Annotated in this window: 21 protein-coding genes; 12 read left to right on the forward strand and 9 right to left on the reverse strand. The window is 37.8% G+C overall.

Annotated elements, in window-relative coordinates; genetic code table 11:
• Window positions 1-50: 50 nt before the first annotated feature.
• Entirely contained in the window at window positions 51-1,223 is a 1,173-nt protein-coding gene (locus tag H4K35_RS02350; RefSeq protein WP_182625767.1) for an MFS transporter, read from the reverse strand.
• Between the two features lie 92 nt (window positions 1,224-1,315).
• The gene (locus tag H4K35_RS02355; protein WP_182625768.1) at window positions 1,316-1,801 is read right to left on the reverse strand and encodes a GNAT family N-acetyltransferase; all 486 of its coding nucleotides are present in this window, start codon (window positions 1,799-1,801) and stop codon (window positions 1,316-1,318) included.
• Between the two features lie 357 nt (window positions 1,802-2,158).
• On the opposite strand from H4K35_RS02355, the gene H4K35_RS02360 reads away from it, so the two are divergent.
• Window positions 2,159-2,722 carry a DUF1572 family protein gene (locus H4K35_RS02360; protein ID WP_182625769.1) on the forward strand — a complete coding sequence of 188 codons (564 nt, stop codon included), beginning with the start codon at window positions 2,159-2,161 and terminating at the stop codon, window positions 2,720-2,722.
• A 97-nt stretch (window positions 2,723-2,819) separates the two neighbouring features.
• Window positions 2,820-4,853: a dihydrofolate reductase gene (locus H4K35_RS02365; protein WP_182625770.1), complete on the forward strand. Its 2,034-nt coding sequence runs from the start codon at window positions 2,820-2,822 to the stop codon at window positions 4,851-4,853.
• Window positions 4,854-4,893: 40 nt separating this feature from the next.
• On the opposite strand, the gene H4K35_RS02370 is transcribed toward H4K35_RS02365, so the two are convergent.
• Window positions 4,894-5,673: an AraC family transcriptional regulator gene (locus H4K35_RS02370; RefSeq protein WP_182625771.1), complete on the reverse strand. Its 780-nt coding sequence runs from the start codon at window positions 5,671-5,673 to the stop codon at window positions 4,894-4,896.
• Between the two features lie 87 nt (window positions 5,674-5,760).
• On the opposite strand from H4K35_RS02370, the gene H4K35_RS02375 reads away from it, so the two are divergent.
• Entirely contained in the window at window positions 5,761-6,969 is a 1,209-nt protein-coding gene (locus tag H4K35_RS02375; RefSeq protein WP_182625772.1) for an MFS transporter, read from the forward strand.
• A gap of 187 nt (window positions 6,970-7,156) precedes the next feature.
• On the opposite strand, the gene H4K35_RS02380 is transcribed toward H4K35_RS02375, so the two are convergent.
• Window positions 7,157-8,401 (reverse strand): DUF4886 domain-containing protein, encoded by a 1,245-nt coding sequence (locus tag H4K35_RS02380; protein WP_182625773.1) that lies wholly within the window; start codon window positions 8,399-8,401, stop codon window positions 7,157-7,159.
• A 233-nt stretch (window positions 8,402-8,634) separates the two neighbouring features.
• Between H4K35_RS02380 and H4K35_RS02385 the strand changes: the two genes are divergently transcribed.
• The 4 genes from H4K35_RS02385 (at window position 8,635) to H4K35_RS02400 (ending at window position 14,816) form a co-directional block, all read left to right on the forward strand.
• The gene (locus H4K35_RS02385; RefSeq protein WP_182625774.1) at window positions 8,635-9,339 is read left to right on the forward strand and encodes a DsbA family oxidoreductase; all 705 of its coding nucleotides are present in this window, start codon (window positions 8,635-8,637) and stop codon (window positions 9,337-9,339) included.
• A 173-nt stretch (window positions 9,340-9,512) separates the two neighbouring features.
• Window positions 9,513-10,730: an exonuclease SbcCD subunit D gene (locus H4K35_RS02390; RefSeq protein ID WP_182625775.1), complete on the forward strand. Its 1,218-nt coding sequence runs from the start codon at window positions 9,513-9,515 to the stop codon at window positions 10,728-10,730.
• Window positions 10,731-10,738: 8 nt separating this feature from the next.
• On the forward strand, window positions 10,739-13,780 hold the full coding sequence (locus tag H4K35_RS02395) for an AAA family ATPase (protein ID WP_182625776.1): 3,042 nt from the start codon (window positions 10,739-10,741) through the stop codon (window positions 13,778-13,780).
• 181 nt (window positions 13,781-13,961) lie between these two features.
• The gene (locus tag H4K35_RS02400; RefSeq protein WP_255492334.1) at window positions 13,962-14,816 is read left to right on the forward strand and encodes an energy transducer TonB; all 855 of its coding nucleotides are present in this window, start codon (window positions 13,962-13,964) and stop codon (window positions 14,814-14,816) included.
• Window positions 14,817-14,850: 34 nt separating this feature from the next.
• On the opposite strand, the gene H4K35_RS02405 is transcribed toward H4K35_RS02400, so the two are convergent.
• The 4 genes from H4K35_RS02405 to H4K35_RS02420 form a co-directional block, all read right to left on the reverse strand.
• Window positions 14,851-15,246, reverse strand: coding sequence for a biopolymer transporter ExbD (locus H4K35_RS02405; RefSeq protein ID WP_182625778.1), 396 nt, complete (start codon window positions 15,244-15,246; stop codon window positions 14,851-14,853).
• A complete protein-coding gene (locus tag H4K35_RS02410) occupies window positions 15,227-15,937 on the reverse strand; it encodes a MotA/TolQ/ExbB proton channel family protein (protein ID WP_182625779.1) in 711 nt (236 codons plus the stop codon). Before H4K35_RS02410 ends, H4K35_RS02405 begins: the two co-directional genes overlap by 20 nt.
• 90 nt (window positions 15,938-16,027) lie before the next feature.
• Entirely contained in the window at window positions 16,028-17,179 is a 1,152-nt protein-coding gene (locus tag H4K35_RS02415; RefSeq protein WP_182625780.1) for an MFS transporter, read from the reverse strand.
• A gap of 131 nt (window positions 17,180-17,310) precedes the next feature.
• The gene (locus tag H4K35_RS02420; RefSeq protein ID WP_182625781.1) at window positions 17,311-18,978 is read right to left on the reverse strand and encodes a formate--tetrahydrofolate ligase; all 1,668 of its coding nucleotides are present in this window, start codon (window positions 18,976-18,978) and stop codon (window positions 17,311-17,313) included.
• A gap of 302 nt (window positions 18,979-19,280) precedes the next feature.
• Between H4K35_RS02420 and H4K35_RS02425 the strand changes: the two genes are divergently transcribed.
• Window positions 19,281-19,862 (forward strand): alkylphosphonate utilization protein, encoded by a 582-nt coding sequence (locus H4K35_RS02425; protein WP_182625782.1) that lies wholly within the window; start codon window positions 19,281-19,283, stop codon window positions 19,860-19,862.
• Between the two features lie 14 nt (window positions 19,863-19,876).
• Here H4K35_RS02425 and H4K35_RS02430 read toward each other — a convergent pair whose 3' ends face one another.
• On the reverse strand, window positions 19,877-20,302 hold the full coding sequence (locus tag H4K35_RS02430; protein WP_182625783.1) for an NUDIX domain-containing protein: 426 nt from the start codon (window positions 20,300-20,302) through the stop codon (window positions 19,877-19,879).
• Between the two features lie 314 nt (window positions 20,303-20,616).
• Here H4K35_RS02430 and H4K35_RS02435 point away from each other — a divergent pair, with 314 nt between their 5' ends.
• The 4 genes from H4K35_RS02435 to H4K35_RS02450 all read left to right on the forward strand — a co-directional run bounded on the left by H4K35_RS02435 (window position 20,617) and on the right by H4K35_RS02450 (window position 24,264).
• Window positions 20,617-21,207: a cell wall assembly protein gene (locus H4K35_RS02435; RefSeq protein ID WP_255492335.1), complete on the forward strand. Its 591-nt coding sequence runs from the start codon at window positions 20,617-20,619 to the stop codon at window positions 21,205-21,207.
• A 41-nt stretch (window positions 21,208-21,248) separates the two neighbouring features.
• Entirely contained in the window at window positions 21,249-21,626 is a 378-nt protein-coding gene (locus tag H4K35_RS02440; RefSeq protein ID WP_182625784.1) for a CD225/dispanin family protein, read from the forward strand.
• Between the two features lie 10 nt (window positions 21,627-21,636).
• Window positions 21,637-22,008, forward strand: a complete 372-nt coding sequence (locus H4K35_RS02445; RefSeq protein WP_182625785.1) for a DUF2752 domain-containing protein — start codon at window positions 21,637-21,639, stop codon at window positions 22,006-22,008.
• 234 nt (window positions 22,009-22,242) lie between these two features.
• Window positions 22,243-24,264 (forward strand): S8 family peptidase, encoded by a 2,022-nt coding sequence (locus H4K35_RS02450; protein ID WP_182625786.1) that lies wholly within the window; start codon window positions 22,243-22,245, stop codon window positions 24,262-24,264.
• Window positions 24,265-25,391 lie beyond the last annotated feature (1,127 nt).

A 25,391-nucleotide genomic window follows, 5' to 3' on the forward strand; every position in this document is an offset into this window, starting at 1 on the left:
GGCAGTTTATCCTTTGTACATCCCTTTGTCACCCCAAAAAAAGGTATGTTTTACCTCTTAAATTGCTTGGACAGCATATAAAACAAACTCAATACAATAATAGCCGAACTGATGTACATAATCGTCGGAATGTGATCGATGTGATCTTTGTAGTACCAACCTGCAGCAAAGGCACCCCCTCCAATTCCTGCTTCTAAGGCAATATACATGGTAGAAATTGCTTTTCCACGCTGATCTGGTGAACTAAAGTCGATGGTCCACGCATTGAGGGCGGGAGACAAAACACCTAGGGAAATACCATAGACGAATGCCCCTAAGTACAAGCCATTGACCGTTTGGAAGAAGGCAATAATCACTAGGGATACAAACAAAAGTACTAAGCCAATAATAATAATTAATACACGGCCATAGCGATCTGATACTTTGCCTGCAAAGAAGCGAACCAACAAAGAGGAAACAGTAAAGATCATAAAGAAGATTCCTTTATTTTCTAAACCTAGATGCCCCGTCCAATCGGGAATAAGTGTCAAGATTACCCCATAGGCGATATAAGATAAAAACGTAACAAAAGCTGCAGGGAATACCTTGAGGTCAAAGATGTCTTTGCGTGAAATTTTAAAGAGAGAGAAAGAAAACTTTTCTTTTTTCTCTAGGGTTTCCTTCATATTCAACAAGATCAAAATTGAGAGCAAGGCAAACAGAGCCGAGGTGTAGAATAAGAAGTTAATCGAGGTATATATCTTTATGGTACTTCCAATAGCAGGACCAATAGCCATACCTGTGCTAAAGCAAATTCCGTGTAGCCCCAGGGCTTCTCCCCAGCGTTCTTTGGGAACAATATCCGCAACGTATGCCGCTGTAGCAGTGGGTTTAAAACCCGTTGAAAATCCGTGTAACAGACGCAAAAACAAGAAACCCGAAACTGTAGTTAAAATAGGGTAGAGTAAACTGCAAATAAAACAGACAATAGAACCAATTGCCATGATGGGAACACGACCTATCTTATCCGTTAATTTACCGCTAAAAGGCCTTGAAATACCTGCCGTAATAGTGAATAACCCAATGATTAATCCTTTGTATTCCGCTCCGCCTAAACTCGATAGGTAATCTGGTAATTCGGGGATTAGCATGTTGAAACTAGCAGAAAATAACAAAGAACTCAAACAAACCAACATAAACTGAAGGTTGTATATAGGGTGTGCGGAACGGGTAAATAAAGACATAGCTGAAATCAATTGCCGCAAATTTATTGGATTAAATCGGACTGGACAAGTTTGTTTACCGTTAACAGTCTACGGTTAATAGTTTACAAACCTCACAATAAATATTCGAAATAACTTTTGTCTGCTTCTTGCTTAATAAAAGTAAAATTCATGCGTTCCATCATGCGAACGGATTTTTCATTGGCTGTTTTTGCAATGCCAATAATGCGTTTAATTTGCGGTTCGCGCTGTTTAATGAGTTCGATGAGCCCCCTAGTTCCTTCTGTTCCATAGCCCCCTTTCCAAAAAGATCTGCCTATAGAAAACCCAATCTCTACTGATTCATCATCGAGGAAAGTATAAACGCCAGTGCCCATCAGTTCATTGGTCTGCAGGTGTACATAGGCAAAGCGATATTTTTTTCCAGTAGTCTGTTCGCGTTCTACTTGATCGAGAAAGGCTCTGACGTCAGCTAAGGTTTCAAAAGGAAGACTCGCTCTGTATTGCATCGCCTCTTTGTCTGAATAAATTTCTAATAAAGCCGCTTCATCTTGCGTGGTGAGTGCTCTAAAATAAGTTCGTTCCATTTGTAGTATCATGGGATGGTTGTATTTGATTTGTCACAAAGAAAAAACATTTGTAGCGAACACTCGTTTAAAATGCACTTTTTTAAAGAAAAAATGTGGCGTAGATATAAGCACCATGGATCATAAAAATGCCCTATACGTAATTTGGGGGGCGTATAGGGCAAAAGTAGTATGAAAAAAAGTTTCTAATGGAAATACAATTACTATGCCAAAAAAATAATTTTTTGACTAAAAAAAATAGAATAATTAATGGATTTTAGAAGAGAAACAATTGTGTGAAGGGAAGAGTCCTATATTCTTTGTTTTTTGTACTAGAGTGTTTTATTTTTTTGTAAAATGAATTAAATTAGAGGAAAACAATAGATAACGATGACAATACAAGAAGTACAAGGCATTCGCAAACAGTTTGAATACTACCGCATGCTAGCAGATAAAACCATACTGCTTCTTTCACAAGAAGAGTTGAATTGGCAATACAATGAAGAAAGTAATTCTATTGCCATGTTAATGCGTCACCTCTCGGGAAATTTAGCTTCGCGTTTCACCCATTTCTTTACCGAAGACGGAGAAAAACAGTGGAGAAATCGCGACCAAGAATTTGCCATTGGCGTTTACGATCGACATGAATTGATTACAAATTGGGAAAAAGGATGGGCCATCCTATTTGAAACACTAGATTCGATTACCTCGGAGAATATCGACACCGTTGTCAAAATTCGAAATCAAGACCACACCGTAGGCGAAGCTTTATACCGCCAATTAGCCCATTATCCCTATCACATTGGGCAAATTGTTTACATCGGCAAATTGATCAAAAATCAAGCTTGGCAGTCCTTGTCAATTCCCCGAAATAAATCCCTTGTTTACAACCAAGAAAAATTTAATAATCCAAATGCAGATACGCATTTTACTGATGATTATTTAAAGAAATAGAACAAAAAAAATAGAATTTATTTTTTTCAATCCAAGAAAAGGTGGCGGTTCATGCCATATTTTATATATTTGTTACAAGACGAATAAAGTATTACTTATGAAATTAAACACAATGGCATGTATTGTATTGGCTTCGGCAATGGCATTATCATGTGGAAAAAACAAAGAAAATGAAGCTGAAAAAACAGCGGAAACAATAGAGAATTTTGAATTTAGTGTTGATCAATTTGCTGATATTGAGGTGTTGAGATATCAAATTCCTGGTTGGGAAGATTTGACGCTCAAAGAAAAAGAATTGGTGTACTATTTGAGTCAAGCAGGATACGCAGGACGCGATATTATTTGGGATCAAAACTACAAACACAACCTTAAAATCCGTCAAGCATTAGAGAACATCTATGTCAATTATGCGGGGGATAAAGAAACCGACGATTGGAAAAATTTCGTCGTGTATGTAAAACGCGTGTGGTTCTCTAATGGAATTCACCACCATTATTCCAATGACAAAATTAAACCTGCTTTTGCTAAGGCGTATTTCGAAACTTTGTTAGCTGATACGAAAACAACACTAGATGCTAGCATTGTGGATATTTTGTTCAATGATGTAGACAATAAAAAAGTAAACCTAGATCTAACGAAAGGCTTGGTAGAAGGCTCTGCTGTAAACTTTTATGGGGAAGGAATCTCCGAAGCTGAGGTAGAAGCTTTTTACAATAGCATGAAAAGTCCAGACCCTTTGCGTCCACTTTCAACAGGGTTAAACTCTAAAGTGGTAAAAGAAAATGGAATATTAGTAGAGAAAGTTTGGAAAAGCGGTGGGATGTACGGATCTGCTATTGACAAAATTATCTTTTGGTTAGAGAAAGCAGTAACTGTTGCTGAAAATCAAAAACAAGCCGATGCGTTACAATTGTTAATCCAATATTATAAAACAGGTGACTTAAAAACTTGGGATGATTACAATGTGGCATGGGTAGAAGCTACCGAAGGTAATATTGATTACAACAATGGATTTATTGAAGTGTACAACGACCCATTAGGACATAAAGGTTCCTATGAAAGCGTGGTGCAAATCAAAGACTTCGATATGTCTAAAAAGATGGAAGTTCTTTCTAAAGAAGCGCAATGGTTTGAAGATAATTCCCCACTGATGCCAGAGCACAAAAAGAAAAATGTAACAGGTGTTACGTATAAAACGGTAATTGTTGCCTCAGAATCTGGAGATTCTTCGCCTTCAACCCCAATTGGTGTGAATTTGCCTAATGCAGATTGGATTAGAGCTGAACACGGATCAAAGTCAATCTCTTTAGGGAATATTATTGATTCTTATAACCACGCTGGCGGTTCTGGTAAACTGAAAGAATTTGCCCACGATGAAGAAGAAATTCAATTAGAAGAAAAATATGGGGAGTTAGCTGATAAATTACATACGGCTCTACACGAAGTAATTGGACATGCCTCAGGTCAAATTAATCAAGGTATTGGTCAACCAAAAGAAACATTAAAAAGCTATGCTTCAACACTAGAAGAAGGACGTGCGGATCTGGTAGGTTTATTCTATTTATACAACCCTAAATTACAAGAAATAGGATTGGTGGATGATTGGAAAGCTGTGGGGATGGCTGCTTATGACGGATACATCCGAAATGGTTTAATGACGCAATTAGTGCGCTTAGAACCAGGAGCAGATATTGAAGAAGCACATATGAGAAACCGCCAATGGGTAAGTGCTTGGGTTTTTGAGAAAGGTAAAAAAGACAACGTCATTGAAAAAGTTGTGCGCAATGGAAAAACCTACTTCAACATTACTGATTATGAAAAGTTACACGCCTTATTCGGTGACTTGCTAAGAGAAACACAACGCATTAAATCTGAAGGAGATTACAATGCTGCCAAACAATTAGTAGAAACTTACGGTGTGAAAGTTGATCAAGCGATTCACAAAGAAGTATTGGAACGCAATGCAAAATTTGATGCAGCACCATATAGAGGTTTTGTAAACCCTTATATTGTACCTGTTACGAATGACAAAGGTGAGGTTACAGATTACGTAATTAAACAACCTAAAACATTTGAAGAACAAATGTTATTCTATGCAAAAGAATATAATTTCTTACCTGTAGAAAACTAGTAAATATAAAAGCCAACGATTGCGTTGGCTTTTTTTGTCTCTATTTGATTGGGGATTCAAAATACTCACTCGGGCGTTTGCCCAATAACTTAGTGAATACATTGCTGTAGGACTGTGCACTACTGTATCCCACGCGAAAAGCAATCTCGCCAATGTTTAATTGCCCTTCACTGAGCAACTCTAGCGATTTGATTATGCGCACCATCTGAATGTACTTCGCTAGACTAATGCCGGTTTCTTTTTTAAACTGTCGCTCTAATGTACGCATACTGACAAAACCTTTGGCTGCTAAATCTTCAATAGAAATGGGCGCTCCATAGGCTTGGTGAATAAACGCGGTCACCGCAAGCAAATTAGCCGATTTGGGAACAGGAGTAATCAAGGGTAGAGACTCTTGAATAAACGAAGGCAATTCTTCTAAAATAGCCAGTAAAAAAGTCTGTTCACTTTGGCGATATTCCATATTCAAAGACCATTTTTCCGTGTACATGATCATCTCTCTCAAAACAGCAGGAACCGAAAATAAGTATAAATCATCGTAAAACGAAGGCATGCCATCCGTATTAAAATACAGCGTTCTCAGAGAAACAGATTCTGAGGCAGCAGTCGTTTTATGTGGAAGGTTAGACGGAATCCAAGCCGCGTGATGCTGAGGTAATAAAAACTGATTATTCGTCGTATGCAAGTATTGGTAGCCCGATTCTACAAAGACCAACTGTGCTTTGTGATGGTGGTGGAACTCATTGTTGTGTTTCCAGTTTTCTGCATGCCAAATAAAGCCGTTTTTTTTGACTTGATCCACTAATTCTGGTCCGTACATACTTGTCGTTTTAGTTATGATATATGGCGAATTTAATCATTTAATTCCATATAATTTTGTGTTTTAAACAAACTCAAAAAATAAAAGATGAATCATTCAAATAATACTGGAGCAGTGAAAACCTCGAAAGCGAAAGAAATACTGATGCTTTTGGGAGTTATTTTTATAGCGTCCAACCTTCGTGCACCGCTTACTTCGGTTGGTCCGGTAATTGGAGAAATCAGCAAATCACTGGCCTTGTCAAATACAACCGCTGGTTTGGTTACGACTATTCCCTTGATGGCCTTTGCGTTGTTGTCGGGATTGGTTCCCAAATTTTCTCGCAAGTATGGCATGGAATTGATCTTGTTAATTTCGTTGGTCTTACTGAGTGTAGGCTTGTTTATTCGCCCTTTAGGCAATATTGTTTCCCTATTTTTAGGAGCCGCTTTAGTGGGGACCGCTATTACTGTAGGTAATGTATTAATGCCTGCTTTTATCAAGAACAATTTTCCACACAAAGTGGGAAGTATGATGGGAATCTATTCGGTGGCCATGAATTTAACAGCCGCATTAGCCGCAGGTTTTAGTATTAGTTTAGGAACCTATACGAGCATGGGGTGGAAGGGATCTATCGGAATTTGGCTTGTACTGTCTTTAGTGACTATTGTCGTTTGGATTCCACAAGTGAAGAAGAAACAAGTGGACCCCGTTAAAGGAAATTTTGCCATCGATGAGCCTAAAGTCAATTTATATACCTCTGGATTAGCCTGGGCAGTCACCGTATTTATGGGAGTTCAATCCTTGTTGTTTTACTGTTTAGCCGCTTGGTTACCTAAAGTAATGCAAACATGGGGTATGTCCGTGGAAGACTCTGGATGGATTTTGTCCTATGTACAATTTGCCCAATTACCTATGACGTTTCTAGGGGCAATTATTGCCAGTAAAATGAACAACCAAAAGTTATTGTCTCTACTTGTGGGAGTATTGTTTATGGTGGGAATTGGCGGTATCATTATCTTTCGTACTGAATATATTGTGGTATGGTGCGTAATGATTGGATTGGCTAGTGGATTAGCATTTAGTTTGTCGATGTTGTTGTTCGTCTTGCGCACCCGAAGTACTGTACAATCAGCTGAATTATCAGGTATGGCACAGTCTTTTGGTTATTTGATCGCCGCTTGTGGACCTCCAATTTTTGGAGCCCTTTTTGATTTTTCAAAAGACTGGATCTATTCTTTGATCTTCTTGTTAATCATGTCTGCTACCCTCTTAATTTCTGGACTTATAGCTGGAAAAGATACTTGGGTGAAATAAAGGATAAAAATAGATAAAAAGGAAGCTAATCAGCTTCCTTTTTCTTTACTCTATAAAGTTGATGGTTGGGTAATAAATAGACAACTGTATAAAAAATGTATAAGGTGAATTAATAATTAATTTATACACAGTTGTAAAACTAGGTAAAATAATTGAATGATTTATTTTTCTTCCTTAAATAAGTCAATTATTTTATAATAAATCTAACGTCTTCTTGTCCTTTTGTCGTTTTTATTTGAAGAATATAAGTCCCTTTTGCCAAGTGTTTCACCTCTAGTTGATAGAACCCACTTTGGCGGGTTACAGGGCTATTTAGTTGTTTTCCCGTCAAATCAAAAATGACAAAAGTAGCATCGTCATCCAAGTGTACAAAAAGCGAATCAGTAGTTGGATTGGGGTATACAACAAAGTGTTGATCTTCAAAAACGGTAGTGTTTAGCGTTTCAATGTTTATGGTATCTTGTACGGTATAGATCTCTTTACAGCTTGTTACTGTTAAGGTAACAGTAAACTGTCCCAATTGTTCGTAACGGTGGAGTGGATGGAGTTCGGTAGAGGTCGTGCCATCGCCAAAATCCCAATTGATTTCCTCTACATTAGGAGTGGTATTATTGAATTGTACACTTGGCGAATCAATGAGCTCATATTCAAATCCTGATTTGTTGTAATGTACGCCTATAAACCACGTTGAGAAATCATCAAACACTACTTCCTTTACAATGCGCTTGATGTTGGTCGCTTGTTCAGCTGTTAAACCTGCATTGTAGGTCAGTAAAGTAGGATCTTTTTTAAACAACACTGTGTAAAAAGTATAAGCCGCCGCCATAGATCCCAACATTGACGGGTGTGATTCGTCATTGCTATAAAGTCTATATGCCGGATATTGTTCGCGTATTTTTCGCCAAACACGTCCTACAGGTGATAGCTCTGCTTGATTATCTATAGCCATTGCCCTATAAGTCTCATAGATTTTATCATCCATAGCACTATAAGTGCACATATGGGCCATCCCTTGGTTACAAAAGTTCGCTTCTCCATTTTCACGCCCCCAAGTCATGTAGAATAACGTTTTCGTACAAGGTGAAACGTTTCTTATGCGCTCATTTAATACTCGAGCATAGGGAGCACTATAGCTTTCTCCAAGGGCTGGACGCAGACTCTGTTCTTGTAATACTACATAATCCCACGCTTTACTGTTGATTTTATCAGTTACTGCCCTGTTGTTCACGTGATCTTGAAAGGAAGATCCCCCTGGAACATGTTCTTCATATTCCAATATATCTCCCGTGGATTGTGCCATATGCTGAATCAATTTCGGAATATTTCCCGTATACGTATAACTATTCCCAATAAAAAAGACTTGCTTTCTTATTTGTCCAGGAGAAGCGATGGTCGTTAGTATAAACAGGAGAAAGAGGTACATGTGTTTCATATGCTGGTTATTTTTGTGGGGTTAAAAATATTAAAAAAATGTTAAATCTACTTGATTTTGTTAACTTAAATATAATTCAATGCAAGGCTAAGCATTTTACATTCGGTGAATTGATGTGATTAGTCCCGTTGTATCTGTTAAAAGAGTAGGCTGAAGTCCGTTGTAAATCGTATATTTGACTAATAGGGTGTAGCTTTATCTCCCCCTTGTTATAACTTTAAAAATGTAGAGAAATGAAAGTAGAAATATGGTCAGACGTAATGTGTCCTTTCTGTTATGTTGGAAAGAAACACTTTGAAAATGCAGTAGAACAATTGCCTTTTAAAGATAAAATCGAAGTAGAATGGAAAAGTTTTCAATTAGACCCTACCTTACCTGTAGAGGGAGCATCTGAATCTACATTGGAATACTTAGTGAAACGCAAAGGCATGCCGAAAGAGCAAATCGAAGGGATGATGGATCACCTACAACAAGCAGGATCTGCTGTGGGAATCAATTTTAGACAGGATATTGCTATTCCGGTTAATACATTTCGATCGCACCGCTTGATTCACTTCGCACAGCAACACGGCAAAGGAAACGAAATGAAAGAAGTGTTGTTCTTCGCGCATTTTACAGAAGGAAAAAATATTGGTGATATAGAGGTGCTAACAACATTGGCAACGGAAATCGGATTGCCTAAGGAAGAAGTTCTAGCGCTATTGCAAAGTGAAGATCAAACCCAAGAGGTAAGAAATGATATTGAAGAAGCACAGACTCTAGGCATTTCAGGTGTACCTTTCTTTGTTATTGATCGCAAATACGGCATTTCAGGCGCACAACCTATTGATACCTTAGCTGAAGCACTTACTCAAGCATTTGAAGAAAGCCAACCTAAATTTGAAATGAAAGGCGATCAGGATGCCAAAGCTTGCGGTCCTGATGGTTGCGAGGTTTAGTTAATAGTTAATCGGTTAATCAGTTAATCGGTTAACAGTTAATTAGTTAATTAGTTAATAGTTAATCGGTTAACAGTTAATTAGTTAATCAGTTAATCGGTTAACAGTTAATTAGTTAATCAGTTAATAGTTAATCGGTTAATCAGTTCACCACTCACCACTCACCACTTACAATGAAAATAAAAATACTACACACAGCAGATTGGCACTTAGGTAAACGATTAGATAATTTTTCGCGAATCGAGGAGCAAAAAGAGGTATTGGATGAGATTTGTCAATTGGCGGATGAGCAGGAAGCAGATATCATTCTGATTGCTGGGGATTTATTTGACACCTTTAATCCGCCCACTGAAGCTGAAGAGCTGTTTTATAAAACCCTTCGCCGTTTGACGCGCAACGGACAACGACCTGTACTAGCCATTGCTGGGAATCACGACAGTCCTGAGCGAATTGATGCCCCTGATCCCTTGGCGCGCGCTTGTGGAATCATACTCGTGGGATTGCCCAACACCGTGGTGCAACCCATAGGAGAAAATGAGGCTTTTTCCTTGACACAATCTACCGCAGGTTTTCTCGAGTTGACACTGGCGCATATTCCTTTTCCCATTCGCATTATTCACACGCCATACGCCAATGAAGTGCGATTGAAAAAAGCCTTGAATGTTGAGGACAAAGCAACAGCCTTACATGAGGTATTGCAAAGCAACTGGCAAACATTAGCAACATCCTATTGCGATACAGCAGGGGTTAACCTCTTGATCTCCCATCTGTATATGATGAAAAAAGGAGGGGAAGAACTGGAAGAACCTGATGGAGAAAAACCACTGAAAATAGGGAATGCGGATCTGATCTACAGCGATAGTATTCCCAAAGAAATTCAATATACCGCTTTAGGCCATTTGCATCGCGCTCATCAAGTAGGAGATGCTGATCGCCCCGTAGTCTATGCAGGAAGCCCTTTGTGTTATAGCTTTAGCGAAGCAGGGCAAGAAAAGTATGCCATACTGGTTGAGGTAGAACCCAATCAACCAGCGGTATATCAAAAAATTCCCTTGCTCAAAGGACGACCTCTTTCGAGAAAGAAGTTTTATTCTGTCGATGATGCCGTCGAATGGTTGCAACAACACCCCTCCCATTTGGTTGAACTAACCTTAGTGAGCGATACCTTTTTAAAAGCAGATGATATTAAGCGCATCAACCAAGCACACCAAGGGATTATTACCATTATTCCCGTGGTTCATCTCAACGATCAAGAAGAAGGGAATAAAAGCAAACAAGTCAATCTGGAACAAGATATACAAGGACTCTTTGCCGATTATTTTAAACAAAAAAACAACGGACAAGAACCCAATAAAGAACTTATGGATTTGTTCCATGAAATTATAAACTAATCCTACCCATGATACCTATAAAATTAACCTTAGAAGGTTTTTATTCCTATCAAGATAAACAAGTCATTGATTTTACCCAATTGATTCAAGCGGGATTATTTGGCATTTTTGGAAAGGTGGGCTCAGGAAAATCTTCTATCTTAGAAGCCATATCTTTTGGTTTGTATGGGGAAAGTGAACGATTAAACGCACAAGATAAACGCGCCTATAATATGATGAATTTAAAGTCGGATCGCATGTCGATTGATTTTGAATTTTCAAACTTTAATGGAGAAAAGTATCGCATCTACAGAGAATTTAAGCGAAACTCCAAGCGTTTTGAAGATGTAAAACGAGGAGACGCCGTGTTGTATCATTGGAAGGATGACGCGTGGATTCCACTTCCCGACTTACAAGTAGAAAAGGTCATTGGGTTGAGTTATGAGAATTTCAAGCGAACGATTATCATTCCTCAAGGTAAATTCAAAGAATTTATTGAACTAGGCGGTAGAGACCGCACTAAAATGATGCAGGAAATTTTTGGACTTGACCGATTTGATTTGGCAGCCAAAACCAAAGCCTTATACAGTGCAACTCGTCAGCGTTACGACCACTTACAAGGGCAGTTGCAGCGCTATGCGCTACTGACACAGGAGCAGATTGAAGAAAAAAAAGTTGCCCATCAAGCTGAAGAGAAACAGTTAAATCAACTGGTCGAAACCTTTAAAAAAGAACAAGAACTCTTTCAACAGCTTAAAGCGGTGAAAAGTGACTTCGATACCTTAGAAAACAGTAAGAAAGAAGTGCTTGACTTAGAAGCACAAGAAGTTCAAATTCAGACGCTACAACGCGAATTAACACAATATGAACAAGTTGACAAGGCCTTTCGATCCCTCGTCAAAGAACAGGAGCAAATCAGTGCTAAAATCGTAGAGAAACAAGAGGTTTTAGCCAATAAAACAAAGGAACTTCAACAAAAACAAGCGCAGTATACTCACGTAAAAGAAGAGTTTGCTCAGGTTGAAAAACAGTTTGAATCCCTAGAAATAGAAAAGACAACCCTATATGAATTACAGCTGATTCTAAGTATTAAGCAAACTGAAGAAGCGCGAAAAGCATTAGGTGAACGCCTGCAAAAAGGTAAGGAAGTGGTGGTGCAAACCATGAGCGAATTACAAGAAAATCAACAAGCGATTGTCGCTATTGAGCAGCAGATACAAGCGCTAAAAAACAATCGAATGGATCCAATGCGCTTGATGGCTATAGATAAATGGTTTACGGATTGGGCGTATCTGCAACAAAATATACAAGATAACCAAACGAAAAAGTCTCAACTACAAGACGAAATTCAAAAGGGAACCAAGGCTTTGGAAGCGCTAGATTTTGTAAATGAAAAGGATTGGCGTCTTTACTTGACAACAAAAAGAGAATTAAACCAAGAAATTCAACGATTGCTCGTTCAAGAATTGGATCAATTACGCCTGTCTCAACAATTGGCGCATTATGCAACCGCTTTGAAAGAAGGGGAAGCGTGTCCGTTATGTGGGGCTTTAGAACATCCTGCTATTTTAGCAGCAACCGATGTATCAACTGTACTAGGGGAGTTAGAACGCAAACAAGAAAAACTTCGACAAGAAACACAAGTCCTTGACCAAAGAGAAAGAGAGGTCTTAGCCCTTGTCGATAAGCGACAACTGTGGATGGTGCAACTAAGCGAAATCAACGATCAAGTAGAACAAAAGCAAAAACAATTGCTGCAATTACTCGACTCGTTTGTATGGACAGAAATTGAAAAGGAAAATAAAAACCAATTCGAAGAACTAAAAATACAAGCCGTTCAAATCAATCAAGCACTCGAACAAGCGGATAAACAACTCCAAGAGAGGATAAAAAAAACCGAGGGAATTCGTTCAAATGTGGAATTGTATAAGGCGAAGCTTGCTGAAATTGAATTGGATCAAGCGAGAATGGAGGCGGATATAGCAGCAAAGGGCAAACAGATCCGCTTGTTGAATCTTACCACTACGCTACAACAAGAAAAAGAAACAATCACACAAACAATTACAGCAAAAGAGCAACAGATTGCCCAAGTAGATCACTCTTATAAATCCTTGATGCAGTTGATGCAACAACTCGCGCCGGCTGTAGCAGCATTGGAAACTGAACAAAATAGCCTTCAGCAAACTTTGGTAGAATTAACCCAAGCGAAAGAAACCCTACAAACCCAAATACAACAGCTATTACATACCTTTCAGTTGGAAAACCTTACTCTTGTAAAGGAGATTTTGGCAAAGAATATTGCAGTAGAAGAAACGCGTGAGCGTATTCAGGCATTCATCCTCAAGCTTGAGGTATTGCGCAATCAAGTGAAACAATTGACTGCCAAATTGGAATCAGTCGCATTTGATCCAGAGCGCTTTCTAGTGCAAACACAACGCGTAGAAACACTAGATCAACAGGTAAAGAATCAATCAACTAGTGTCGTGCGCCTACTGAGCGAAATTGAACGCATGGAACAGGATTATAAAGAAAAAGCTAGTTTACTAACTGAATTTGATCAAGTGGAAAAACGATTAAAAAACATTAATCTACTGGATAATATGTTTAAAGGCGCTGGCTTCGTTAATTATGTTTCAAGTATTTATCTCCGCAATTTATGCGATAGCGCCAACCTGCGCTTTCATCGCTTGACTAACAATCAACTAAGCCTACAACTAAATGAGAGCAACGAATTTGAAATTATAGACTACCTAAACAATGGAAAATCACGCAGTGTAAAGACGTTGTCTGGAGGTCAGAGCTTTCAAGTATCACTATCTTTGGCTTTAGCTTTGGCAGAAAGTGTGCAAAGTCTCTCCAAATCCGATAAAAACTTTTTCTTTATTGACGAAGGATTCGGAACACAAGACACCGAATCAGTGAATATCGTTTTTGAAACCCTGAGCAGCCTTCTCAAAGAAAATCGAATTGTGGGAATTATTTCCCATGTAGATGAACTGCAGGAGCGAATTCCCCTGTCGCTGTCCATTGTAAAAGATGAAGAAAGGGGAAGTATTATAAGGACTTCTTAAAATAAGCAGTAGAAAAAGAGACGAACCAAAAAAATAAGTACATTTGTTAGATAAAATGAATGTTATAATCTCAGGCCTAGTTAGTATGAATTCAAGATATTCAAAAGAAGAAAAAACCTCAATCCTAATTACTTTAGGTGTTACTATATTGCTTTTCCTTCTTTTATTCTTTATTAAATTTATGGATAGCCAAACGTCCTACACCAATTTTGGTGGCGGGGGTGGTGGAGGAAATGGCGTTGCTATTTCATTAGAAGGAACGCCAGGAGATCACTTAACTACGTCGGCGAATCCTGTGCAAATAGTAGAAGAACAACAACAAATAGCCAAGTCAGAGCCCGTTGAAGAAGAGGAAGTTTTAGCCTACGAAAAAGGAGAGGAAACAGCAGTAGTAGTGGCAAAAAAGGAAGAAACAAAAAAAACGAAACCTGTTGTAGATAAGCAAACTGAAAATGTAGCCAAAAAAACAACCGAGAAAAAAGTAGAAACCACAGAAAAGAAAGCTACAACCCCTGCAAAACAAGATGTTTCCAATACAACTAAAGACGCCATCAGTAGTTTTATGAACGGCGGAAGTGGTTCTGGAGGCGGCGGTACTAAGGGTAGCGGTCAAGGCGGATTATCCACCAACGGAGGCTATTACGGTACAGGTACTGGAAATGGTACTGGCAGTGGATCTGGTGTAGGAAGTGGTACAGGAACAGGCGTTGGCAGTGGATCGGGTGGTGGAGTAGGTAATGGCCATGGTAATGGTAGAGGTGATGGTATTGGCTATTCACTAGATGGGAGAAGCGCAACAGTAAAAGCCATTCCAAAATATACCTGTAACGAAATCGGAACAGTAGTCGTTGAGGTATGGGTAAATCAAGCAGGAACAACCGTTGAAGCAAGAGCAGGAGTAAAGGGAACAACCAATACAGCAAACTGTTTGCTAGAACAAGCAAAAATCGCAGCCTTGCAAACCAAATGGCAACCCAATGACAAAGCACCCGAAAAACAAATAGGGAAAATCGTATATCAGTTTAAATTAAACTAAACAAAAAAAGGAGCGATCTAAAATCGCTCCTTTTTTATTGCTTTTGCGTAGCAATTACAAATTTGATGTTGTGCTTTACGCCAATTTGCAATACATCTACTAGTTCTTGTATCTGTGAATTAAACGGAATTCGAATCACAACCGATTGGTCCGTGTTGCCTCCTAATTCTGCTAATAACATTTGCTCTAATTCTTCGTATGGAACTTCTGTCTTATTAATGAAAAAACGTTTGTCTTCTGTTACCGAAATGGTCAAGTGTTGCTTATTCGTCTTTTCATTTGACGCCGCTTTTGGAAGCATCATTTTTATCACATTGGGATTCGCTAATGTCGATAAAATAAGAAAGAACAAAAGCAAGAAGAACATAATGTCACTTAAAGAGGAAGTTGCAATTTCCGCTTTAAAGCGTTTATTTCTTTTGATTGCCATTTGGTCGTTGTATTGCATTAATAAAATCTAAGATCGTTTGTTGTGTGCGCAACAAATAGTTGTCAATAGACGAGTTCAACAAGTGATAGGCAGCAAACGCTATAATACCCACAACTAATCCAGAACCACTACTGATCATCTTTTCATAAAGCCCTCCTGATATATTAGCAATACTAATATCTTCAGAAATACTAATATTATAGAAAATGCGGATTACCCCCAAAATGGTTCCAACGAACCCTAAGGTAGGCGCAATACCAGCAATTAATCCCAAATGCCCCATCTTTTTCTCCATTTTTCCAATCTCAATAGTCGCTAAACGCTCCATATTGGCCTCGATCTCACTAATGGGTCTTCCAATTGAATGCGTACCTTCCAAAATTACTTTGGTGTGTGAATTTTCATCTCTTGACAGGGTTAATTCAACAGAATCCATTTGACCTTTTTCCAATAAATTGAGGGTATTAGGAAGTACTGTTGCATCGTATTTTGTCTGTTTTCGAATATACAAATACCGTTCGATTGACAGGTAAATCGTATAAATAAACAAAAGGATAATTGGAATCATAAAAATTCCACCTTTGAGAACAAAATCTAAGGCAGAAATTTGACTTTCTTGTGATACTACTTCGTTTAAATCAGTTACGGCAGTAGTAATTGCATCTGGTGAAGCTTGCAAAAATGTAAACATTAATGATAGTTTAAAATATGATCAAATATAAAAATAAAAATGAACAATCGTACGCGGTTTAGCGATTCAATTGTTAGAGAATATATAAAATTACTTAGAAGAATCTAGCTGCATAAAGCGATTTAAAAGCGTAATGCACAAGCCAAATAAGGCAATAATCGCAAAAGCCACTTGCAAAGACGCGTATTGCGCAATAAAACCAATGACGGGTGGCCCTAAAAAGAATCCAATAAAACCAATGCTTGTCACCAACGTTAAGGCTTGTTGTGGCGGCATAGATTTGCTGTTACCCGCTAAGTGATACACCATGGGTACAACGGCAGAAACGCCAAATCCAACAACCATAAACGATAAGATGGTGGTGTATACATAAGGAAATACCACTGCAGCACCTAAGCCGAGAAAAATGAGTAAACCGCAAACAGACAAGGTCTTGCGCTCGCCGTATTTTCGAACGGTATAATCAGAGATAAAACGACCACTCGCCATCGTAAACATATAAGCCGTTAATCCATATCCCACCCATTCAATAGGAGCTAAGGCAATGTGCTTCATATATTCACTCGACCAATCAGTCATCGTACCTTCTGTTACCATCGAAAAGAAAGCGAGTAACCCTAAAATGACTAAAGGCTTATCAGGCCATCTCCACTTTTTTTGTGCCGTCGTTTTCTCTTGTTCTACTACAATCGCATCAGGCAATAGAAACTTAAACATTAATAGGGTGACAATTATCCCTGCGGTTGAAAAATAAATAAAGTGATGCATGGGCGGAACATAACTGCTAATCATTTCTGCGCCTAGCCAAGATGCCGCAAAACCACCAATACTCCACGTTCCGTGGAGAGATCCAATAATTTGTCCTTTATATTGTTTAGATACATTAATCGCCTGAGTGTTGATCGATATATTGGTGAGGTTGCTAAACACACCAAACAGCACCAAGTTAATTTTTAATTGCCACAGTATATCCCAATACCCAATACCTATCAAAAGCACAAAATAGGCAAGTAAAAAATAGAGGGTAGATCGCTTACTTCCCAGTTTGGCAATAATCGTTCCCGCAAAAGGTAAAGAGATTAACGTTCCAATTGAGATATACAACAAAACAAAACCCCATGCCGAATCATTTACTCCGAAATACTCCTTGATCGTAGGTATTCTCGATGCCCATGAAGCAGATATTCCACCAAAAAAGAAAAATAAAATCGTGACCGCTATTCGCGCAAGATGTTTTGACATATACCGAAATTAAAAGAAATACAATCGTTTGTTTTCGAGAACAAATGTATAAAAAAAGAAGAACGACCTATCTTTTTCAGGTCGTTCTTCCATTTTACTATAGTTGTTGGTGTGATTGAATGGGTTAAGGGTTAACTTAATCCTTCAACTAAACCATCCACTAGATCAATTTTTGTAGCTTGCGGTACTTTGGGAAGTCCTGGCATACGCATGATATCTCCTGCAATAGCTACAATAAATTCAGCTCCGTTATTGATAACAATATCGTTAATCGCAATGGAGAAATCCTTAGCAACGCCGTAGGCATGAGCATCGGCAGAGAACGAATACTGTGTTTTTGCAATACAAACAGGAAATAAATTCATTGGCGTTGCTTGTATCTGATTTATTTTTTTCTGTGCAGCTGGACTAAAACTAACCGATGTAGCACCGTAAATTTTTGTTGCTACTGCTTTTATTTTATCCGAAATAGTCATTTCATCCGTATATGGGAATTGTAAGGGCTTGCTCGGATTTTCGTCAATCATTTTTACTACTTCTTCAGCTAGAGCAATCGCACCTGTTCCTCCTTCCACAAAAGCATTGTTGATGGCGAAGCCAAGATCATTTGCTCTACAGTAATCTTCGACCAATTGAATCTCTTCTAAACTATCCGTAGCATATTTATTGAAAGCAACAACAATGCGTTGTCCAAAAGAACGCAAATTCTCTACGTGCTTTTGTAGATTTTCCAACCCTTTTTGTATGCCTTCAATGTGTTTATTCTTAATTTCTTCAAGGGCAATTCCACCGTGCATCTTCAACCCCTGTGCTGTTGCAACTACTACCGTTAGTTTCGGTTGTAAACCTGATTTTCTACATTTGATATCAAAGAATTTCTCTGCCCCTAAATCTGCCCCAAATCCAGCTTCTGTGATGACGTAGTCACCATAACTCATCGCCATTTTTGTAGCAATAACTGAATTACAACCATGAGCAATATTAGCAAAAGGACCACCGTGAATAAACGCAGCCGTATTTTCTGTAGTTTGAACTAAATTGGGATTTAATGCGTCTTTTAAAAGCACGGTGATTGCTCCAGCTACGCCTAAATCTTTTACCGTAAACATACTGCCGTCATAGCGATACCCTAAAAGAATATTCTCAATGCGTCGACGCAAGTCGGTAATATCGGTCGCTAAACACATAATAGCCATAATTTCCGATGCAGGAGTAATGTCAAATCCACTTTCTTGAGGAATACCATTGGCATTTCCTCTTAATCCAGAAGTAATATGGCGCAAGCTGCGATCATTAACGTCCAGCACTCTTTTCCATAAAACCTCTTTGATGCCGTTGGCTTCAGCTCTAGTTTGATACATATAATTATCAAATAAGGCACTCAACGTATTGTGAGCAGAAGTTATGGCATGAAAATCGCCTGTGAAGTGCAAATTGATGTTCTCCATGGGTAAAACCTGTGCATAACCTCCTCCTGCAGCACCGCCTTTCATCCCAAAACAGGGTCCTAAAGAGGGCTCTCTCAGTGCAACAATAGCCTTTTTTCCAATTTTGTTTAAGCCCAATGCTAAACCAATTGAAACTGTCGTTTTTCCAATTCCCGCCTTGGTTGGCGTAATAGAGGTGACTAAAATTAAGTTGGATTTTTGCTGCTGTTCTTTTTGCTCAGCCTCAAGTTGAACCTTTGCCATATGCTTGCCATAAGGAATGACCTGCTCTTCAGCTAAGTGGATATTTTTAGCAATTTCGTAAATAGACTTTAATTCACTCTCCCTTGCAATTTCAATATCTGTTTTCATAGTAGATAATAATGTGTTGTTAAGGAGTAAAGTTAAGCCTTTTGACACAATATTGAAATAGATGTTCTAAGGTTTGTTGCTTGTAAAAATACCCCTGTCTTACCAATTCTTCTCTTGATAGTTCTCTTAGCTGCCAAAATAATACACCATCCCAAATTCATCTCCTAACGCTTTATTTAAGGGTATTGTCAAATTAGTGGTATTCCAGTGTATTTCTTTTTAATCTAAAGGCGTTTTATTGGTTTTTATAAATAGATTTTTAAAGTTATATTTGCATTTTTAAATTATATTCTATCAGTATTATGAAAACGGAAGCGGAATTAAAAGAGAGAAGTGGAAATAAATGTGAGCTATGTGAATCGACAGAACAATTAAAGGTTTATGAAGTTCCACCAGTAGCTGCTAATGAGGCAGATAAAGAAATCTATATTTGTGAAACTTGTTTCGATCAAATTGAGAAGAAACAAGAATTAGACAGCAACCACTGGCAGTGTTTGACTACTTCGATGTGGAGTGAAGTGCCTGCGGTGCAGGTAGTCGCATGGCGCATGCTGAATCGCTTCAGACAAGAGAGCTGGGCAGCCGATAATTTAGAAATGATGTACTTAGATGATGAACTGATGGAGTTTGCTAAAGCAACAGGAGATCATACAGGTGATGGCTCGGTTGAATTACACAAAGACAGCAATGGCAATGTATTAGTAGCAGGAGATACTGTAACCTTAATTAAAGATTTGGACGTAAAAGGATCTTCATTAAATGCCAAAATAGGTACAGCAGTGCGAAACATTCGCTTGGATCCAAATAATGTAGAATTTATTGAAGGTAAAGTCGATGGTCAAACGATTGTCATCCTAACTAAATTTGTAAAGAAACAAGGATAAACCAATAGAAAATCTCAGTCATCACTGGGATTTTTTTGTTTTAACCACAGCGGAACACTAAACTCTTTTAACAGATGAGCAAGGGGAACATCTAAATAGGTAGTATAGGTGAGCCATTTAATCTCTTCTAACTCCGCTTGGGGGATAAAAGATGTTGATGAGGTAGTGAGGTGAAATACCGTGGCGTGCACAAGCGTATTTGGTTCATTTACTGCTTGGGTTTGATGCGTCCCTAAATAGTGAAGGTCTGTTGGAATTACCGCAAGATTGAGTTCTTCTTTCAATTCGCGCACGAGTGCTTCAACAGGTGTTTCTCCTATTTCAATTTTTCCACCAGCCATCATATAATAAATGGATCCTCTTTTGCGAACAGTTAACATGTCTCCAGCGGAATTTGTAATTAGAGCAGAAGCTAGGTAAATCGTTTTATATTGGCTCATTAGACGTTTTTTGACCCCAAAAATAAGAGAATTTGTCCAATGGAGATCAAAGCGTAAAGCGCAGTTTGTTCCTCATCTTCGACAATATGCCCTTTTTGATTGATGAAAAAGACAGATGTATGCGTTTTTTTTGATTGAATATCATAATTTTATACTAGGATGAAAGAAAAAAATAAGAATGTTTACAGAATTGTTTTTTGTAAAAGAAAAAATTTTATCTTTATTCGATCAAAGCAAGGTTCAAGAACGAAAGTTAAATCTTGTATAGTTTAATTTAATTTAAGTTGAAAATAGAGCGTCTACCCAAGGCGAAAATGAACAGTACAATGGTAAAACAAGAATTTACTGCATTATTTAAAGGATACAAAATTCCTAAGGAATTAAAGAGCTTGTTAGAGTTTCAAGTATCAGAAAACATCCCATCTTATTATTCTAATACGATTTATTTAATGACGGAAGAAACTTCCTTAGTTGAGAGTTTCTCAACAGATGAAGAATTTCTAAACTCATTCATTCCCTTTGCAGAAGCAAATAGTACAGGAAGCATCTATGCCTTTTGGATCCAAAACCAAGAAGAGGATTTAGCAAAAATGCCAATTGTCGTTTTTGGTGATGAAGGCGGAATATTTGTAGTGGCTCAAAATATTCAAGAATTGCTACAAGTGGCTGCTTATGATGTAGAAGCAGTAGTGTATGAGGACGAATTTTACTTCCAAGATAAAGAAGCCTTAGAAGAAGATGGTGAATTTACCGCAGCAGAATTTCATACAGAGTATTTGGATTGGTTGCGCAGTGATGCAAAATTAAAACCGATCTTGACAATTGACGATGTCGATGCGATCGTGGAAGAAGCCCAAGCCTTATATCAAGAAAAATTAGAACAGTATTGTAAACGTTTTATATAATGCGAGTAAAAAAGTAGTATATTGCGTTAAAATTTTAAGAAATGGAACAGAATAACTTCAACCAAAACTTTGATGCTTTTTCAAATCAAGCTCAAAATCAAATGCCTCCAAAACCAAATAATTATTTGGCTTTGTCAATTGTCTCTACAATTCTAGGTTTTTGTTCTTGTATCGGACTTTTAATCGGAATCGTTGCTATCGTTATGTCAGCACAGTCTGGTAAAAAATACGATCAAGGCGATTACGAAGGATCAGTAAAAGCAGCAAAAAACGCAAAAATAATCAGCTTTATTGTATTGGGTATCTTTGTACTTAACCTTGTTTATTCTTGGTACAATATCCAACAATTAGGAGGATGGGATGCATATATGGAGTCTATCCAAGAAGCAATAAGAATGGGACAAGAGGCATCAAGATAAGAATGGCATTATGCGGATTTTTTATCGAATCCTGTTGTATGTTTTCTTGCCTTTAGGGCTTATTCTCGCTTTTGTAAAAGGATTTACTAGCGTTCCAGCTATAGTGACTTGTTCGATAAAAGACTATACCGGCTTGGATTGTCCAGGTTGTGGCGGTCAACGAGCAATAGATGCTATCGTAAAAGGAGAACTAAAACAAGCGTTCTATTACAACCAATTGATCTTTGTGTATCTCGGAGTGTTTGCGTATATATACGTGCTCTTTGTTGAAACCTATGTCTTCAAAAATAAAACCTTTAAACAGCGATTCGGTTTTTCTAATTCGTTTGCTTATGGTTTTCTCGGTTTGATTCTCTTGTTTTTTATTATAAGAAATGTATAAAAGTTTGAATGTTCGCATTCAAACTTTTTTTTTGCATTAATGCCAACTTTGTTTTTTTTCCTCCTTAAAAACTTGAATTGTTCGTGTTTTTTATCGAATTACAGTTGTTTATTCGTTTTGATTTGATATGAAAAACTCAGATTATATTTTTTTTAGTTAAAATTAAGTTGGTTTATGTGAATTATGCTTAACTTTCCCATCCCAAAACTAGGACAATTAAAAATTTACTACTTTATGAAAAAAAATACTTTGTTGCTGTTTAGCTTGTTTTCTCTATGGGGAGTAAGTGTAAATGCGCAAAATGCTCAAATTAAAAAGAAGATTACAGCTACTTATGGCACAACATCAGTAGAGGAAATCAAAACACTTGAAGAACAACACCTTTCAGTAAGAGAATATGCTTACCAAACCGCGAAAAAATTAGGTAAACCAACAAAAGGGATTACTGCAGATGGTAGAGTATTCTCCCTTCAGCGCGTTGATGAAAAAGGTCGTTTCTTTTATTATGTAACAAGTAATGCTGGAAGTAGAACAACTGCTCGTGTAAATGATATTGCTCCAGGAGGAAGTTTAGGCTTAAACCTAGATGGTACAGGGATGACCGTTGCTGTATGGGATGGTGAGCCAGCCTTGGATACGCATGTAGAATTTCAAGGGGGGCAGAATGGTGGAAGCCGTATGCTACTTCGAAATCCAGTGCAAAATTTACAATCGATGAGTGAAATGGAACGCATGATCTTCGAAGAAGGACGTTCGCATGCTACGCACGTATCGGGAACAATTGGAGCTAAAGGAGTAAATGCAAATGCAAAGGGAATGGCGCCAGAAGCAAGAATTCTGAGCTATGATTGGGAAAATGATACGGCAGAGATGACAAGAGCCGCAGCACAAGATGCTTTGTTGGTTTCCAACCACTCCTATGGTATTGGTGTTGTGGATGAGAATGGTAGACCTGTCCCTGGTATAACAGAAGTTTTAGGTGCTTATATCTGGTCTTCTGAAGATTTTGATAAAATTACATACCGTTATAAATATTATCAACCCGTAGTAGCAGCTGGAAATGACAGAGAATATTATCATTTGATTAATCCGACTAAAAATGGAAGTGATTTGTTGTCGGGTACTGCAGTATCAAAAAACGTTGTTGTAGTAGCTGCTGTCAATCAAGTTAATACTTATACAGGACCCGAAAGTGTACGTATATCTACTTTTAGTAATTATGGACCTACCAATGATTTCCGTATTAAACCAGATATTTCGGCTAAAGGTGTTCGTGTATTTTCCTCAAATTATGAATTGCCAAGACCTATTTCTGCAACGCCAAGTAACAATAAATACGTTAGCTTTGATGGTACTTCGATGGCTGCGCCTGCAGTAACTGGAATTTTTACGTTATGGCAACAATGGGCAATGGAGAATAGAGAAATGTCCTTGAAGTCTGCAACAATTCGTGCTTTAATGGTACATACAGCCGATGAGGCTGGAAATGCTCCAGGCCCTGATCATATCTTTGGATGGGGGTTGATTAATGCAAAAGCTGGAGTTCAGCTTCTTCAAGGTAGTAAGGTAAGTGGAGTAGTGTTGGAAGAAAATGAATTGGCACAAGGAGAAACTTACGAGAAACAGTTCAGTGTAAGTGAAAGTGGAATTAAGATTATCGTAACGCTCGCTTGGACTGATCCAGAAGGAATTTTTTCGGAAAATAATATGAACGAAAATTACGCCAAGAACAATCCTTCATTAATCAACGACTTAGATGTGCGTGTATATAAGGATGGCGTAGAGTTCTTGCCTTGGAAATTAAACAAAGACTTTAATGATCTTAAAGCATTAAAAGGAGATAACGACGTTGATAACGTTGAGAAAATTGAGATTGATGCGGCAGAAACAGGAACTTATGTAGTGAAAGTAACGCATAAAGGAACGTTAAAGAGTGGTAAACAAGAGTATTCACTTATTATGAGTCGAAGCGATTTCAATAATCTTTCAACGGAAGAGTTTGAACTAGATGAATCTTTATTCGCCCTTTGGCCAAATCCAGTGATGGAAACATTAAATGTAATGCTTCCTGAAGAGGCTGACTTAAATGGTATGTCTATTGAACTATTTGATTTAAGCGGTCGTCGCATTGAGCAGATTAATACAGTTACTACTAATTTGGTAGAAATAGATGTTAGAGGATTGTCCTCTGGTGTGTACATCGTGAAAATAAAAGGCAATGGTTTTGAAAAAACAGAACGTATTGTGAAGAAATAAAAATGGAGAGCCTCGGCTCTCCTTTTTTATTTAGACATTTATTGTTAGTTTTCCTCATTCCTTGATAAGCTACTATAAGACTAGTTCTTCCAAAGCGACGTGTTTGGGCAATTTATATAGAAGCGATGATATTTTTAGTCCTCCTCACCAAACCATGTAGCTAAAACACCTACACCTATATAAAAGGAGTTTCCGTACCAAGACGCTTGAGTTGTATTTCCTTCCTTATATATGGATTGTACTTAATTAGTAGGTCCCTATGATCAAAAGTTATTTTCTTTTTTTGGTCACTGGATTTACTTTTTGCGCTTTCCTTTTCATTCTTTATAACCCTCCTACAAAGGTTGTGATTGGTTGTTGTAGTTGTTTTTCATGTCTCTGCTTCGACTCCCCTCCAACACTTCTTCGACAAAAAGGTCTTTTTTCCAGTAACTGTGCAGGGAGAGTTGGAGGGGAGTTGGAGAGGAACACCAAGAAATAGGAGACAAACCTCACGACGAGCGAACCGCGCAACCTACAAAAAACAAAAGCCAACAAAAAAAGCGAAAAAATTTTTTCGATCTAACGTGCGTTATAGTAATGAGTTGTGAATAAAAGTGGAATTTCACTGAAAAAAAAGCAACAAATAATTTGGAAGTGGTGAAAAAGGTACTACTTTTGCATCCGCATTAAACAAGCAGACGTTCATAGAAAAGCAGTAGAAAAGACTTGAGATTAGTTCAAAAATATTTTTTAAAAATAAATTTGGATAATCGAAATAAAGAGTCTTATCTTTGCAGTCCGCTTCAGTAAACACTGAGGGTTGGTGAAAAGTGATGAAAAAATATTTTTCAAAAAAAGTTTTGCTAATTCAAATAAAGTTTTTACTTTTGCACTCGCTTTGGTAAACATCGAATAACGAAAAAGAGAAAAGAAAAAATTCTAAATTTTTTTTGTCAATTCAAAAAAGTTGTTTACTTTTGCACTCGCTTCGAAAAATAAGTAGAAGAGAGATTGAAACACGATCATAGACATATTGGACAACAGCATACAAATTAAAGAGAGTAAGGTGATCTTAGGATCACGAATAAACTAGCTAACTTTTTACAATATTAAAAATATACGATGAAGAGTTTGATCCTGGCTCA

The organism is Myroides sp. NP-2 (assembly GCF_014145665.1).
GTDB lineage: Bacteria > Bacteroidota > Bacteroidia > Flavobacteriales > Flavobacteriaceae > Flavobacterium.